Genomic DNA, 16,131 nt, shown 5'->3' with positions numbered 1-16,131 from the left:
ACGCTAGATTGACGCAGCTTTATTCATTTGAAGGAAACTCAGTGTGACCGTAGACAATCCAACCATGGAAGCCCGCCTTTCCCTGTGCGAACAGGGCAAGAACTCTTTTACCCGTGAGGAGCTGCTGGCTTGCAGCCGTGGCGAACTGTTTGGTGAGGGTAACAGTCAGCTGCCCGCCCCCAACATGTTGATGATGGATCGCATCGTCAAGATTAATGACCACGGCGGCGAGCACGGCAAGGGAGAGATCCTCGCAGAGCTCGACATTACCCCTGATCTCTGGTTCTTCGATTGTCACTTCCCCGGCGATCCCGTGATGCCTGGCTGTCTCGGTCTGGACGCCATGTGGCAGCTGGTTGGCTTCTTCCTAGGCTGGAAAGGCGGTCCTGGCAAGGGTCGTGCTCTGGGCGTGGGTGAAGTGAAATTCACCGGCCAGATCCTGCCGACCGCCAAGAAAGTGACCTACAAGATCACCTTCAAGCGGGTCATCAACCGCAAGCTGGTGATGGGAATTGCTGATGGTGTGGTCGAAGTCGACGGCCGTCCGATCTACAGCGCCACCGACCTGAAAGTGGGCCTGTTCAAAGATACCACCGCATTCTGATCTCTCTGATTGGTGGTAAAACAGCATTAACGCAAAGGGGCCACAACGGCCCCTTTCCTTTTGTAATGAGTGATGAAGTACCTGCTACTTCATGAAGAGGCCTGAGCCCCGCCCTTCCATGGCGTCACGCCAACCACCAAGCCAATGCCCTCGGGCATCCAGGCATTGATACGGACACGCTTCTTTCTGTTTGCCGACCACGCCAGCCTGATAACCACGAGCACGAGCTCTTTCCAGACGGTCCCGCTTCTGTCTCTTCATCATCTACGACCCTCTTCGTGGAACAAAAAAAGCGACCAATTCTGCATCGGTCGCTTTCATCTTTACTCCTGCGAGCGCACTCGGTCAAACAAAAACTTCCACCCTAACCGGGCTATGTGACACAAGGCACTGAACTGGATTAAGTTTTAATTACAGGGAACTCACTCCTGATTTTTGAGTCCTTCCAGCTCTTCCCAACGAGCAAATGCCTCCTCCAGCGCCGTCTCGGCGGCACTCAATGCGGCCAGTTTGGGCTGGGTCTGCTCGCTTGGCAGGGAGAAGAAACCGGGGTGGTTGATCTCGGTCTGCAGGGTATCCAGCTCTGCCTCCAGCTGTTCCAGTCGAGCGGGTAGATTATCCAGCTCCAGCTGCAACTTGTAAGAGAGCTTTTTGGCTTTTGTGGCAGCAGGCGCCGGCGCCACGACAGGCTCTGGCGTTTTGCTCTGCGCCTGTTTGGCGACTTGCTGCGCAGACTGCTGTGCCTGTTGTTGAGCGCGGGTGGCCATCATGTCGGCGTAACCGCCCACATAATCGCTGATCTGCCCGTCCCCTTCAAACAACCAGCAACCGGTCACGGTATTGTCGATGAAACGACGATCGTGGCTCACCAGCAACAGGGTGCCGGGGTAGTCCGCCAGCAGCTCTTCCAGCAATTCCAGCGTTTCGACATCCAGGTCGTTGGTTGGTTCATCGAGGATCAGTAAATTACTGGGCTTCAAGAACAATTTGGCCAACAGTAAACGGTTTTTTTCGCCCCCTGACAAGGCTTTCACCGGGGTGCGTGCCCGTTTTGGTTCAAACAGAAAGTCCTGCAGGTAACCGAGAATGTGGCGGGAGCGGCCGCGCACCATCACTTCCTGCTTGCCCTCCCCGACGTTGTCCACCACCGTCTTCTCGGGGTCGAGCTGCTCACGGTACTGATCGAAGTAGGCCACTTCCAGATTGGTGCCCCCCTTGACCGTGCCACGACTTGGGCTCAACTGGCCGAGCAGCAGCTTGATGAGCGTCGACTTGCCGCAGCCGTTGGGGCCGACCAGCGCAATCTTGTCGCCGCGCAGCACCTGCAGATCCAGCCCCTGGAACAGGGTGCGATCACCAAAGTCCAGCCCCAGGCCTTCACTCTCAAATACCAGCTTGCCGGATCGGCTTGCCTCATCCAGCTGCAGCTTGGCCTTGCCCTGCAGTTCACGGCGCTGGGTCCGCTCCATCCGCATCGCCTTGAGGGCGCGCACTCGCCCCTCATTGCGGGTACGACGGGCCTTGATCCCCTGGCGTACCCACACCTCTTCCTGGGCCAGCTTGCGATCGAATTCGGCGTTCTTGAGCTCTTCGACCCGCAACCACTCCTCTTTCCCCTGCAGGTACTCGTCGTAGTTGCCGGGCCAGGAGGTGATCACACCGCGGTCCAGATCGATGATCCGGGTCGCCAGCTTGTGGATGAACTCCCGGTCGTGGGAGATGAAGACGATGGCGCCGCGAAAATCCTTGAGGAACTCTTCCAGCCAGTTGATGGCATCGATGTCCAGGTGGTTGGTCGGCTCGTCCAGCAGCAACAGATCCGGATCGCAGGCCAGCGCGCGGGCCAGTGCCACCTTGCGCAGCCAGCCGCCGGAGAGGCTGTCGAGGGTCACGTCGGGATCCAGACCGAGCAGGGTCAGCACCTGGTTGATGCGAGTCTCGAACTGCCAACCATTCTGGTAGTCGAGCTGCTCCTGCAGCTGACTCATCTTGCGGATGTTGGCATCGGAGGCATCGTGTGCCAGTTCCATAGAGATATGGTGATACTGCTTGAGCAGCTCCCCTACCCCGGCCAGCCCTTCGGCGGCGTAGTCAAACACGGTGAGCTCGCTCGACGCGGGGGGATCCTGCTCAAGACGAGTCACTTTCAAATCTTGTTGCAGCACCAGACGGCCGTCATCTAGCGGCAGTTCGCCGGCGATGACCTTCATCAGGGTGGACTTGCCCGCCCCGTTGCGCCCCACCAGGCAGAGGCGCTCGCCCCGCTCGATGGTGAGCTCGGCCTGATCGAGCAGCGGAAAATCACTGAACGACAACGACGCGCCGTGCAATGTCAAAAGAGCCATTCTTGTTCCTTATTGCTAATGAAAAAACGGGTGGCAGACTGGCTCTCCCCCCGTTTCATCGTCAAATCGTCCGCTCACCCCTGCCTGGCAAGCCACGCTTGCAGCTCAGCCAGGGTGAAGGGCCAACCCAGTTCACGCCCCGTTTCATCCCGCAATACCGGGATACGGACCCGATAGGTTGCCAGCCACTGCGCATCATCCATGATGTCGCACTGGCGAGTATCGGCCGCAAGACCGGCCTGCTCCACCAGCGCCCACGCCTGTTCGCACAGGTGGCAGCCGTCGGTGTGAAACAGGGTCAGCATCAGGCCTCAGCCTCCGCATGGGTAATGATCCAGCAGTTGTGGATATGCTGGTTGCGCTCGAAATCCTTGGGCCGGGTCTTGCCGGTGATGTTCTGGGCCTTGAGGCCAATGGCCTCGAGGCCGGCCAGATCCATCTTGAAGTGGCGCTTGTTGTTGGAGAACACCAGGGTGCCACCCGCGGCCAGCAGCCGCTTCAGGTGCTGCATCAGCAGCAGATGATCGCGCTGCACGTCGAAGCTCTCATCCATCCGCTTGGAGTTGGAGAAGGTGGGCGGATCGATGAAGATGAGGTCGTACTGATCGTCCGCCTCGGAGAGCCACTTCAGGCAGTCGGCCTGCACGAACTTGTGCTCTCGGCCCACCAGCGAGTTGAGGCGCATGTTGTCTTGTGCCCAGTTGAGGTAGGTGCGCGACATGTCCACCGTGGTGGTTTCGCTGGCACCGCCGAGCCCAGCGTGCACGGTGGCACTGCCGGTGTAGGCAAACAGGTTCAGGAAGCGCTTGCCCTTGGCCATCTGACCCAGCATGCGGCGAGTCTGACGGTGGTCGAGGAACAGACCGGTGTCGAGATAGTCATAGAGGTTGACCCACAGACGGGCACCGTACTCCTGCACTTCCATCCGGTGCTGCTCTTCGGAGAGCTTCTGGTACTGCTGTTTGCCTTCCTGACGCTCGCGCACTTTCAGGATCACCTTCTCGCCATCCATGCCGGTCACCTTGATGGCGGCCTGCACCATGTCGAGCAGACGCTGACGGGTCTTCTGGGCGGGAATGTCCTTGGGCGCCGCGTACTCCTGCACCACCAGATAGTCCTGATAACGGTCGATGGCGGCGTTGTATTCCGGCAGATCGGCATCGTAGAGGCGATAGCAGTCGAGGTTCTCTTTCTGTGCCCACTTCTCCAGGGTCTTCAGATTCTTGCGCAGACGGTTGGCAAAGTCCTGTGCCACCTCTTTCTGGGAAGCAACGGAGTCCTGTGCAATCTGGTAGTTGCGCAGCTGACACTCGAGGGCGCCGTTGAACAGGCGGTATTGCTTGTCGGCGCGAAGACGCAGACAGCTCAAGAGCTCGGGGGATGCGGAAAGAATGGAGACTTTCCAGCCCTGGAAGCTGCGACGCAGGGCATCACCAAGGGCCTGGTGGACTTCCAGCAGTGCCGGGAACTCGCCAAGACGCTCGCCATAGGGGGGGTTGGAGATCAGCATGCCGACCTGACGGGCCTCCCCTTCCACTGCCGGCATCGGCAGCGGGTTTTCCAGCGCGGTGACATCAGCCTGTTTGAAAGTGATGAGATGGGCCACGCCGGCGGCTTTGGCGTTGTCGCGGGCTTTGAGCAGCACGCGGCTGTCGGCATCACAACCAAACAGCTTCACTTCACACCGCTGCATACCGCGCTTGGCCCGTACCTGAGCCTCCATCAGCAGGCTCTGCCACAGCTCGCTATCGTGCTGCAGCCAGCGATCGAACCCGAAGCGCTCACGACGCAGGGCCGGTGCCATGTCGGCGGCGATAAAGGCGGCTTCCACCAGCAGCGTACCGGAACCGCACATGGGGTCCATCATGGGCTCGCCGGCCCAGCCGCTACGGGCAATCATGGCGCAGGCCAGGTTCTCTTTGAGTGGCGCCTCGCCGGTGCCCTGACGATAGAAGCGCTGATGCAGCGCCGGGCCTGACAAGTCCAGCGTGATATTGGCCTTGCCCTTGCCCAGGTGCGCCATGATGCGAATATCCGGCGACTTCTTGTCCACGTCAGGACGCACGTGACCGCGCTTGGTGAAGCGATCGACGATGGCATCCTTGATCTTCAGGGCGCCGTACTGGGTATTGCGAATGGCCGGATTGGTACCGGTAAAGTCCACGGCAATGGTGGAGGTACCGGAGAAGTGCTCTTCCCAGGGAATGGTGTGAGCACCCAGATAGAGATCCAGGTCGTCATTCATCTGGAATTCGGACAGCACCAGCACGATGCGGGAGGCGAAACGGCTCCACAGACAGGCCTTGTAGCCAATAGCCAGTTCGCCTTTGAAATGCACGCCAGCCACGGTCTCACGGACCTGCTCTGCGCCCAGGTTGGTCAGCTCGATGGCCAACAGGTTTTCCAGCCCTTTGGGGCAGGTTGCAAAAAATTCTTTCATCACGCTCACGGGGAACCCATAAAAATAGTGCCGCATTATACCTCATCAGGCGGACTGGAGCATGCAAAAGTCGGCGCAAACAGCAGGATGGAAACAGATTGATATGGGGCGATAAAGGTAAAAGGCCCCATGACTACCCGATGGCGAGATCATGGGGCCAGACATCATTTAGCGGCTCACTTCATGCGAGCCTTGAAACGGGGATTGCTTCTGCAAATCACGAACAATTTGCCGCGGCGGCGCACCAACTGACAATCGGGATGACGCGCCCGTGCGGATTTGAGTGAACAGACGACCTGCATTCAGGACTCCTTCTTGCTTGAAAATGCGCCAAAACGCTTGTTGAAACGGGCAACACTTCCCTCACTAGAAACCTGCTTCTGCTTGCCGGTATAGAACGAGTGCGACTGGCTGGAAACATCGAGCGATACATAGGGATACTCCTTCCCGTCTTGCCACGTATAGCGGCGATCGCTCTTGATGGTTGAACCGACCAGGAAAAAGGCATCTGCCGCCGTGTCATGGAACAGCACCAAACAATAATCAGGATGAATATGAGGCTTCATAGCAACTCCATTTTGTTATGTTATAACAAAATGTAAGTGAGAATAGCTCTCGTTTCAAGCAAAAAATGTCGTATGAAGAACATCGCTGCAGTGAGTGATGTGTTGATAGTTAGGGGGAGACACTACGCAAGCAGAACGAAACAAGAGGAAGACACCATGCTTGCAGCACGGAAGACCAAGATACTGCGTGGGTTAGAACACAAGGTGCAAGTGGATGTAACAAGCCTCAAGAGAGGCTGGATCACAACCATGAAGATCAATGAGAATGGGCAATATGTACGCGGATCAATGAAGTATCAGAAACGAGGCGCGATTGAGGTGACAACAGTAAAAAGAGGCAGCGGTGTAATCACAGAGATAAAAAGATTGGTGAAAAGATATCAACTGACCTGACGATATTGCTCGGTCACGGTAATACGCGGCTTCATCCGGTTATTCATCACCTTGATCACCCCGAAACGCGGCAGAGTTTTACTGGTGGTCAATACCAGATCGGCTGTGAGGTTCAAACAGACGCTGGCCTGCTCCCCTGCCTCAATGACCATAAATTCGCCGTTACCATGGGGTGTATTCATCAGGACCAGATCACCGTTTTGCGGGATCACTTGCGGATGTTGTTCACTAAAAAACCAGCTTTGCGGCATCAGGGGTTTATAAAAACGACTGACCGCGATGGCATTAAGCACCAACTGAACCTGATGCGGAATACTCCACTCAAGTTCGGCTGCTTTATCCATCAACTGATAATAGAGGGCGGCATCATCGACACAAAAAGGCTGGGTCGCAAACGAGCTGGGCACCAATTGTCGCCCCTTATACTCGGTCGCAAATAACATGTTATCAGACAGGTCCAACATCAGGCGGTCATTCTGGGCATCATACTGCCATTGCCAGCTATCGGTCGGTTGGATAAACATGTTGGAGCCCTTACTTGATAATTACCAGTTGACTTTATTCCATATGCAGGAAATCAGCAACGTCAAATAAAGGGCTCCGCCATCTATTTCTTAAATATTGGTCACAATCTCTTTGACCAGCCCCGGCCCTTTATAAATAAAGCCGCTATAAATTTGTACCAGACTGGCACCGGCGGCCAATTTTTCACGGGCGGCCATGGCACTATCAATACCACCCACACCGATAATTGGCAGAGCACCATTGAGCGCCTTGGCCAGATGACGGATCACCTCGGTACTCTTGTGCTGCAGCGGACGACCACTCAGGCCACCCGCTTCACCGGCGTGGGGCATGTCATAAATCATCTCGCGCTCGAGGGTGGTATTGGTGGCGATAACCCCATCAATACCATTCCGTACTAGCGAAGCGGCCACCTGATCTATTTCTTCAAGGCTTAAATCCGGGGCAATTTTAACCGCCAGCGGCACATACTTTTTATATTGGGCGGCCAGCTCTTGCTGACGCACCTTGAGGGCGGCCAGCAATTCATCCAGCGCCTCGCCATATTGCAGTGAACGCAAACCCGGGGTGTTGGGGGAAGAGATATTGACGGCAATATAACCGGCATGATCATAAACCTTGTCCATGCAGATCAGGTAATCATCCTTGCCCTGTTCGATGGGAGTATCTTTGTTTTTGCCGATATTAATGCCGATGACTCCCTGATATTTGGCCTCTTTTACCTTGGCCACCAGATGATCCACACCCTTGTTGTTGAATCCCATCCGGTTGATGATCCCCTCTGCCGGAATAACCCGGAACAGGCGCGGCTTGTCATTGCCGCTTTGGGGTCTGGGGGTGACGGTACCGACTTCGATAAAACCAAATCCCATGGCGCCCAGCGCGTCAATGCACTCACCATCTTTATCCAGACCGGCCGCCAATCCCACCGGATTGGCAAAAGAAAGCCCCATGACAGTGACGGGGCGTTTCGGCAAATTCTGGCGGAAGAAACAATCGAGTGGCGTACCGAGAAGGCGGGGCAAATATTTCATGGAGAGATCGTGAGCCTGTTCCGGATTGAGTTTGAACAGGAAATGCCTGGCGATGGGGTACAACATCTTTGCTCCTTAAAGAAAGCCCCGGCAACTGGCCGGGGCTTTGGGTGTAATGTCGGTGTCATGCCTTAATCTGGCAATTAAAGTGCCCGACAATTCAACTGGAGCAGGTTCAACTCTCGCAAGGCCACCGAGAACTTGGCGAACTCGTGGGTACTGGTGGTCTTGAAGTCGGCCAACATATGGGTCCAACGGGACAAGAGTTGCTCATGCTCCGAAATCCAGTCGGCCAGTATGGTAGCGCATTCTCCCTGATCTTTGCACCCTTCCAGTACCACAGAAGTGAGACTGCGTTGCTGCCAGTCCAGATCTTCGCGGAAGGAGGCTCGCGCCATCGCCTGCCAGTGGTTGCCGACCGGCTGATGGTTAATCTGGTCGAGGAACCAGTGCAGATCCAACTTGGCACCGAGGCGATAGTAGACATTGGCGGCGCGCAGGATATCGGTCTTGTGCTCCGCGGCAATCTGCGCCAGATCCAGGCTGGAAAAGAGGCTGCTCATATGGGCGACCTGACGGGCAATGGCCTCCGGCACCTGTTTCTCCATCCACTTGGCAACAGCCTGACGATGCTCGGCCACTTCGCTCTCATCCATCACCTCGTAGAGGTGCTTCCCTAAGGTCTCGAACGCCGGACGGAAGAAGGCGATGTTCTCGCTGATGCTCCAGCTGCGATTGCGGGCACGCAGGAACCAGCGGGTGGCACGGCGCACAATGCGGCGGCTGTAGAACATCAGCTCGAGCTGAGTCTGGGCATCCACCAGGTTGTCGCACCCTTCGATATCGCGCCACAGCTGGTTCATACCAAACACTTCGCGGGCCATGGCGAAGCAGCAAGCCACTTCTGCCACCGAGGCTCCGGTCTCGTCCTTCATCCGGCTGGCGAAGTTGAGCCCCATGTCGTTAACCAGCATGTTGGCCACCCGGGTAGCGATGATCTCGCCGCGTAGCGGGTGATCGGCCAGCTGTGCACCAAACTGCTGCTGTACTTTGGCCGGGAAGCTAGTGACCAGCATGTTGGCGAGGAAGGGCTCGTCGGTCACTTCCGGGCAGTTGAGCTGCTCTTTCAGCACCATCTTGCCGTAGGCCACCAACACCGCCAGTTCGGGGCGGGTCAGTCCCTGCCCTGCCGCCATCCGTTCGGAGAGCTCCTCGTCAGAGGGGAGGAACTCCAGCGCACGATCGAGCTTGCCTTCCCGCTCCAGTCCCTGAATAAAGCGCTGCTGCTCTTTCAGTTGTTCAGAGCCGCGGAAGCTGGTGACCGAGATAGACTGGGACTGGCGATAGGCGTTGGTGATCACGATCTGCGCCACGTCGTCGGTCATCTCATACAGCATCTGGTTACGCTGCTTGAGGGTCAGATCCCCTGCCGCCACCAATTGGTTGAGCAGGATCTTGATGTTCACCTCGTTGTCGGAGCAATCCACCCCGCCCACGTTGTCGGTAAAATCGGTATTGATGCGACCGCCCTGACTGGCGTACTCCACCCGGCCGAGCTGGGTAAAGCCGAGGTTGCCCCCCTCACCCACAATGCGGGCCCGCAGATCGCGACCGTTGACCCGCAGAGCATCGTTACTGCGATCGCCCACCTCGGCATCGCTCTCGCGAGCGCTCTTCACATAGGTGCCGATGCCGCCGTTCCACAGCAGGTCGACATTGAGGCAAAGCAGTGCCTTGATGAGCTCGTTCGGCGCCATGCTGGCCTTGTCGGTGCCGAGTAGTGTCTGCATCTCGGGGCTGAGCTTGATGGATTTGGCCGAGCGCAGGAAGATGCCGCCCCCTTGTGATATCAGCTCGCGGTTGTAGTCATCCCAGCTGGAGCCCGGCAGATCGAACAGGCGCTGGCGCTCGACAAAACTCTTGGCCGCATCCGGAGTGGGGTCGACGAAGATGTGCATGTGGTTGAACGCGCCCACCAGCCGGGTGTGCTCGGAGAGCAACATGCCGTTGCCGAACACGTCGCCGGCCATGTCCCCAATCCCCACGCAAGTGAAGTCGGTGGTCTGGCAGTTGACGCCAATTTCACGAAAATGCCGCTTGACCGACTCCCAGGCACCACGGGCGGTGATGCCCATCTTCTTGTGGTCGTAACCGACCGAGCCGCCGGAGGCGAATGCATCGCCGAGCCAGTGACCGTATTCGAGGCTGATCTCGTTGGCAATATCCGAGAAGGTGGCTGTGCCCTTGTCTGCGGCGACTACCAGGTAGTAGTCATCCTCATCGTGACGCACCACGGATTTGGGCGGGATCACCTCGCCGCCGATGATGTTGTCGGTCACATCGAGCAGGCCACGAATAAACAGGCGATAACAGGCCTTACCCTCCTCCTGGATGACAGCACGGGGCGCCCCCACCGGCATCTGTTTGCAGTAGAAGCCGCCTTTTGCCCCCACCGGCACAATGACGGTGTTCTTCACCTGCTGGGCTTTCACCAGACCCAGCACTTCGGTGCGGAAGTCCTCTTTGCGATCTGACCAACGCAGACCGCCACGAGCCACTTTACCCCAGCGCAGATGCACCCCTTCCACCCTCGGCGAGTAGACGAAGATCTCGAATTTCGGCAGCGGTAGCGGCATGTCGGTGATGCTGGAGGGAGCCAGTTTGAAGGAGATGTAGGGCTTGATGTTGCCCGCCTTGTCCAGCTGGTAGTAGTTGGTGCGCAGGGTAGCGTCGATCATCTCCACATAGCGGCGAATGATGCGATCGTCGTCCAGGTTGGCGACCTGATCCAGCTTGGTGGCAAGCTCCTCATGCAACTTGGCTTCTGCTTTGGCATCCTGCTTGCCAGCCGGGTCGAGGCGCTGCTCAAACAGGGTAAACAGCAGCTGGGCGATATCAGGGTAACGGGTCAGGGTCTCTTCGATATAGGACTGGCTGAAGGAGACGCCGGTCTGGCGCATGTATTTGGCATAGGCGCGCAGCACCGACACCTGGCGGCCGGTGAGACCCGCCCCCAGCACCAGCCGGTTGAAGCCGTCATCTTCCAGCTGCTTGTTCCAGATGGCGGCAAACGCCTGCTGGAAGCGCTGCTGGCTCTGGGCCAGATCAAAGGGCTGCTCGCCATGCAGCAGCATGGAGAAGTCGAGGATCCAGAACAGATCGCCCCCCGGAGTGCGTACCTGATACGGGGTCTCGCCGATCACCCGCAGTCCCATGTTTTCCAGCATCGGCAGCACATCGGAGAGGTGAATGGGCTCGGTGCGGTGGAACAGCTTGAGCCGTACCCGACGATCGTTGTCCTCCTCCTGCGCGCGGTAAAACAGCATCCCCAGCGGCTCGGCTTCGCTCAGGTTATCGAGCGCCATGATGTCGGCCACGGCAGAGCCAGGCAGCACATCCTCCTTGTAAGCGCGAGGGAATGCAGTACTGAAACGGCGGCGCAGCTCGTTGCCACGGGCCTCGCCATAGTGGGAAAGCAGCACGGAGTCGAGTCTGTCGTCCCAGCTGCGGGCCGCTTCAATCAGGTTGTTCTGTACTTCGTTCACATCCACATCCACGTTGTTGTTGTTGACCCGCACTATGTAGTGGGTCCGCGCCAGCACGCCTTCGGTGAAGTAGACGTTGAACTCCACCTCTTCGTTGCTGCCAAAATACTTCTGCAATATTTGCTGGGTCTTGATCCGCAGCGCCGTGTTGTAGCGCTCCTTGGTGACATAGACCATGCAGGAGAAGAAACGACCATAGACATCCCGGCGCACGAATAGCCGCAGCATGTCCCGCTCCTGCATCTCCAGCACCCCAAGACCGGTGGCCAACAGCTCCTCTTCGCGGGCCTGGATCAGCTCATCGCGCGGGTAGGTTTCCAATACGTTCAGCAGCGCCTTGTAGGCGTGGGAGCCCTTCTCGTGACCGGAGGCAGCCATGATGCGTTCGAGACGATGGCTGATGAGCGGGATCTGGGTCGCGCTGGTGTTGTAGATGGAAGAGGCGTAGAGGCCGATGAAGCGATCTTCCCCGATCACCTTGCCATGCTCGTCAAAGCGCTTGATGCCGATGTAATCCACATAAGCCGGACGGTGCACCCGGGACTTGCTGTTGGATTTGGTGAGGATCAGCAGGTCAGAACTCAGAGCAGCGTGACGGGCGCTGGCCGGCATGTTGCCAAGGCGCTGACCCACCTCCTTGATGGAGTTCTTCATCAGCCCAAGGCTGGAGCTCGCCTGCGGCAGGATCTCGTGATCCCCCTCCACCGCCTTGACGTCGTAACGGCGATACCCCATCAGGGTAAAGTTGTGGGCAGCTACCCATTTGAGGAAGGCAACGCAGGAGGCCACCTCCTCCTTGCTGACCGGGTGCTTGCGCTTGGGCAGTTCGTCGATGATCTCATTGAGCTTGGCCAGCATGGGCTGCCAGTCGCCGACTGCCAGCGCCACTTCACCGGCCACGAAGTTGAGCTCGGCAGCCAGCGCGGCCATCAGCTCCTCGCTGGTGAGGTGATCGATCTCGATAAGGAAGGCCGTTTCAACCGAGGTCTGCCCGTCGGTGTTGTCGAGCTCCAGAATGGCATCAATCTTTCCAGCCGCACCACGAATGAGGTGCAGCGGTTGGTGCAGCATCATGTGGGCGGTGATATTGAGCCGTTTGAGCGCCATCCGGATGGAGTCCACCAGGAAGGGGGAGTCCTGCAGGATCACCTCGACGATGGTATGGGGCGATTGCCAGCCGTGACGGGTCAGCTCGGGGTTGTAGACCCGGATGTAGGGATCGGTACCGCTGCGCTGATTGAGGGCATTCCACAGGCTCAGGGCCGCACCGTAGAGATCGCTGTCATTGCGATCGTGCAGATCGGAGCTCGCCATGTTGCCGTAGAACTTGGCAACGAAGCGCTCGACCAGAGAGGCGCTGTTTTTGGGCAACTTTTGATGGATCAGGCTGAGAACGTTTTCGAGCAGAACTGAGGTAGGGGCGTCTTTCAATGCCATTTTTATATTCCTTATCGGACGACATTAACCACCGACGCAGAGGCAACCACCCTGGTTACCCGCTGGTGCAGAGTTGTTGCGAAGTGTAATGGCTTGGATAAGGGAAGGCGAGGAAAGGTGCTAACGAGATGTTAAAAACAAGGTGCAGATCACGGCTTAAACTGTGAGAAATTTTGCAAATAACCAAAAATACAGAAATTCCCACTACCTTTGTGCCAGTTTACCGGATGGATAGTGACGCAAAGCAGATAAACAGTCGGTAATCTGTTCGATTTTTGTTAATTTATGCGTTCGAGGCTGATAAAGCGGTAATCGTCCTGGGTTTTCAGCCGAAAATAGCCATGCACACCATTGATGGCGACAAAGGGCCGTATTTTTTCTATGCCAAGCTCCAGGGTCAATCCCTGTTCGCTGCGCACCACCAGCCGTCTGGCATGGCCCTGATACATCAGCATCACCTCGTCACTGCTCAATGAGAGCCGAAAAGTAAACTGCTTCACGCTTGCTCCTGATCACACGACAAATCACACAATAGGGGCAGGCGCATTCACGCCCCTGCCCCGTCAACACTTACTGCTGTAGTGCCTTGCTGACCTTCTCGAACAGATCCCGTGCCAGCCCCTCAAGGTTGGCAAGACGGGTCAGCTCGGCGCGGATCAGGGCCTTGCGCGCCTCATCCAGTCGCTTGAACTGGATAAGCGGAGTGATGAGACGGGAGGCCACCTGCGGATTCACCTCGTTGAGATCGATCAGCAGATCGGTCAGGAAGCGGTAACCGCTGCCATCCACCGCATGGAACTGCACCTGATTGCTCATGGCGAAGCTGCCGATCAGCGCCCGCAACCGGTTCGGATTGCGAATGCTGAAAGTGGGGTGACTCATCGCCTGTTTCACTTCACTCAGCACATCGGCAGCCGGTTTGCTGCCAATCAGCCGCAGCCAGTTGTCCAGCACCAGTCCATCCTTGGCCCACTTGCCTTCAAAATCGGCCAGCAGCGCAGCGCGGCATGGCAACAGATAGCCGTTGGCCACCTGCAGCGCCGCCAGGGTATCGGTCATGTTGTCGGCAGTTGCATACTGCTCGCGCACCAGCGCGTCGGCATGCTCCGCATCCAGCGCAGCCAGATAGCCGAGCACTACCCCTTTGAGGGCCCGTTTAGCCATGTCGGCATGCACCACCTGATAACCATTCAGACGCAGACTCTGATAGGTTGCCGCCAAGCGCGCACCAAAGGCCTCGGCAAGACGGGTGTGGATCGCGTCGCGCACCTGATGGATGGCATCGATATCGGCCACCTCGAACAGCTCGGCCAGGGTCGCCTCACCGGGCAGCGCCAGGATCTCCGCCTTGAGGGCCAAATCCAGTTCACTGTCGTCCAGAATGGCGACGAAGGCGGCCAGCAGGGTTTGGGAGAGCTCAACCCCCTGCCCGTGCTGGACCCGCGCCACCCCATCGATGACCGCTTTGTTGATCAGCATCTGGGCCGCATCCCAGCGGGCAAACTCGTTGCGGGCAAAGCGCATCAGGAAGGCGAGCGCTTCGTCGCTGTAGTCATAGTGCAGCTTGACCGGCGCAGAGAAGTCCCGAAGCAGAGAAGGAACCGGTTTGACGGGCACTTGATCGAATTCGAAGGTCTGCTCCGCTTCCAGCACATCGAGCACGTTGCCGATGGCCTTGCCCTGATACTGCAGAGGAATGACGGCACCCTGCTCGTCATAGAGCTCGATATCGAGGGGGATATGCAGCGGCAGCTTCTGCGGTTGATCCTGAGTCGGCGGGGTATGCTGGCTGACATGGAGGCGATAGATACCGCTCGCAGCATCATACTCGTCGGTAAGGGTCAGCTCGGGGGTGCCGGACTGGCTGTACCAGCGACGGAAACGACCGAGATCCACACCGGAAGCATCCTCCATCGCCTGCACGAAATCATCACAAGTAGCGGCCGAGCCGTCGTGACGCTCGAAGTAGAGGCGCATACCGGCCTGAAAGGCATCTTCCCCCAGCAGAGTATGCATCATGCGGATCACTTCCGACCCCTTCTCGTAGACGGTCAGGGTGTAGAAGTTGTTCATCTCGATCACCACATCCGGGCGGATCGGGTGTGCCATGGGGCCGGCATCTTCGGCAAACTGCGGGCCACGCACGGTACGCACGTTGTTGATGCGGTTGACGCCACGGGAGCCCAGATCGGAGGAGAACTCCTGATCCCGGAACACTGTCAGCCCCTCTTTCAGGCTGAGCTGGAACCAGTCTCGACAGGTGACGCGGTTGCCGGTCCAGTTGTGGAAATACTCATGACCGATCACCCGCTCGATACCGTGGTAGTCGCTGTCGGTGGCGGTGGCCGGATTGGCCAGCACGAACTTGGAGTTGAAGATGTTGAGCCCCTTGTTCTCCATGGCGCCCATGTTGAAGAAGTCCACCGCAACGATCATGTAGATGTCGAGATCATACTCGAGGCCAAAACGCTGCTCATCCCAGCGCATGGAGTTGATGAGACTCTCCATGGCAAAACCGGCGCGATCGAGGTTGCCCTTGTCGACGAAGATCTCGAGGGCCACCTTGCGGCCGCTCTTGGTGGTGTAGTGGCTGCGCTCCACATCGAAATCACCGGCCACCAGAGCAAACAGGTAGCTCGGTTTGGGGAAAGGATCCTGCCACTGCACGAAGTGACGGCTGCCATTCAGATCACCGCTGTCGACCTTGTTGCCATTGGAGAGCAGGAAAGGATATTTGGCTTTGTCAGCGGTAATGCGGGTGCTGTAGCGCGCCAGAATGTCGGGGCGATCCAGATAATAGGTAATGCGACGAAAGCCCTCCGCTTCACACTGGGTGCAGTAGGCATCGCCAGACTTGTAAAGCCCTTCCAGCGCGGTGTTGGCGGCCGGATCCAGCAGGGTGACAATGGTCAGCACACATTCGGCAGGCAGGTTGAACAGGGTCAGAGTGCTCTCGCCTTGCTCGTAGTGGTCACAGGGAATGCCATCAATGGCAACGCTCTTGAGGGTCAGCTGCTCACCATCGAGGACGAGCGGCGCATTGTGCTCGCCGTTGCGACGAATGCGGGTGATGGCGGTGACCTGGGTCAGCGGCTCCTGCAGTTGGAAATCGAGGTCGATGGTGTCGATCCAGTAGAGCGGCGCCTGATAATCCTGGCGATATTTGGCCGTCATGGCCTGGGAGTGATCGGTCATTATTGTCTGCTTCCACGCTTGTTAAAGGCGAGAAAGAGGCTGTCACA

The 16,131-nt window shown here is 57.7% G+C and carries 13 protein-coding genes; 2 read left to right on the top strand and 11 right to left on the bottom strand.

Annotated elements, in window-relative coordinates; genetic code table 11:
* Positions 1-64 precede the first annotated feature (64 nt).
* Positions 65-604, top strand: coding sequence for a 3-hydroxyacyl-[acyl-carrier-protein] dehydratase FabA (gene fabA, locus I6L44_RS06230; protein WP_216954370.1), 540 nt, complete (start codon positions 65-67; stop codon positions 602-604).
* A gap of 84 nt (positions 605-688) precedes the next feature.
* On the opposite strand, the gene rmf is transcribed toward fabA, so the two are convergent.
* From rmf to I6L44_RS06200, 6 genes are all read right to left on the bottom strand, one after another.
* Positions 689-865: a ribosome modulation factor gene (rmf, locus tag I6L44_RS06225; protein ID WP_010674759.1), complete on the bottom strand. Its 177-nt coding sequence runs from the start codon at positions 863-865 to the stop codon at positions 689-691.
* A gap of 161 nt (positions 866-1,026) precedes the next feature.
* Complete coding sequence (locus I6L44_RS06220; RefSeq protein ID WP_216953576.1) at positions 1,027-2,949, bottom strand: ABC transporter ATP-binding protein; 1,923 nt, start codon at positions 2,947-2,949, stop codon at positions 1,027-1,029.
* A gap of 74 nt (positions 2,950-3,023) precedes the next feature.
* A complete protein-coding gene (locus I6L44_RS06215; RefSeq protein ID WP_216953575.1) occupies positions 3,024-3,254 on the bottom strand; it encodes a glutaredoxin family protein in 231 nt (76 codons plus the stop codon).
* Positions 3,254-5,425 (bottom strand): bifunctional 23S rRNA (guanine(2069)-N(7))-methyltransferase RlmK/23S rRNA (guanine(2445)-N(2))-methyltransferase RlmL, encoded by a 2,172-nt coding sequence (gene rlmKL, locus I6L44_RS06210; RefSeq protein WP_216953574.1) that lies wholly within the window; start codon positions 5,423-5,425, stop codon positions 3,254-3,256. The genes I6L44_RS06215 and rlmKL overlap by 1 nt, the downstream gene beginning before the upstream one ends.
* A 140-nt stretch (positions 5,426-5,565) precedes the next feature.
* Positions 5,566-5,691, bottom strand: coding sequence for a type B 50S ribosomal protein L36 (gene ykgO, locus I6L44_RS06205; protein ID WP_123173069.1), 126 nt, complete (start codon positions 5,689-5,691; stop codon positions 5,566-5,568).
* A complete protein-coding gene (locus I6L44_RS06200) occupies positions 5,692-5,955 on the bottom strand; it encodes a type B 50S ribosomal protein L31 (RefSeq protein ID WP_216953573.1) in 264 nt (87 codons plus the stop codon).
* A 72-nt stretch (positions 5,956-6,027) separates the two neighbouring features.
* Between I6L44_RS06200 and I6L44_RS06195 the strand changes: the two genes are divergently transcribed.
* Positions 6,028-6,348 (top strand): hypothetical protein, encoded by a 321-nt coding sequence (locus I6L44_RS06195; protein WP_254204265.1) that lies wholly within the window; start codon positions 6,028-6,030, stop codon positions 6,346-6,348.
* Here I6L44_RS06195 and I6L44_RS06190 read toward each other — a convergent pair.
* The 5 genes from I6L44_RS06190 to pepN all read right to left on the bottom strand — a co-directional run bounded on the left by I6L44_RS06190 (position 6,336) and on the right by pepN (position 16,084).
* Positions 6,336-6,872 carry a cell division protein ZapC gene (locus I6L44_RS06190; RefSeq protein ID WP_216953572.1) on the bottom strand — a complete coding sequence of 179 codons (537 nt, stop codon included), beginning with the start codon at positions 6,870-6,872 and terminating at the stop codon, positions 6,336-6,338. The two genes, I6L44_RS06195 and I6L44_RS06190, sit on opposite strands and share 13 nt — an antisense overlap.
* A gap of 90 nt (positions 6,873-6,962) precedes the next feature.
* Positions 6,963-7,973, bottom strand: coding sequence for a quinone-dependent dihydroorotate dehydrogenase (gene pyrD / locus I6L44_RS06185; RefSeq protein WP_005336601.1), 1,011 nt, complete (start codon positions 7,971-7,973; stop codon positions 6,963-6,965).
* A gap of 77 nt (positions 7,974-8,050) precedes the next feature.
* Positions 8,051-12,889, bottom strand: a complete 4,839-nt coding sequence (locus I6L44_RS06180) for an NAD-glutamate dehydrogenase (protein ID WP_216953571.1) — start codon at positions 12,887-12,889, stop codon at positions 8,051-8,053.
* A 278-nt stretch (positions 12,890-13,167) separates the two neighbouring features.
* On the bottom strand, positions 13,168-13,389 hold the full coding sequence (locus I6L44_RS06175) for a DUF2835 domain-containing protein (RefSeq protein ID WP_033136823.1): 222 nt from the start codon (positions 13,387-13,389) through the stop codon (positions 13,168-13,170).
* Between the two features lie 70 nt (positions 13,390-13,459).
* Positions 13,460-16,084 (bottom strand): aminopeptidase N, encoded by a 2,625-nt coding sequence (pepN, locus tag I6L44_RS06170; protein WP_216953570.1) that lies wholly within the window; start codon positions 16,082-16,084, stop codon positions 13,460-13,462.
* Positions 16,085-16,131: the final 47 nt, after the last annotated feature.

It is taken from the genome of Aeromonas sp. FDAARGOS 1414, from assembly GCF_019047065.1.
GTDB classification, from domain to species: Bacteria; Pseudomonadota; Gammaproteobacteria; order Enterobacterales; family Aeromonadaceae; genus Aeromonas; species Aeromonas veronii_A.
The sequence above is the reverse complement of the archived record's forward strand: the minus strand, read 5'-3'. Positions and strand labels throughout refer to the sequence as shown.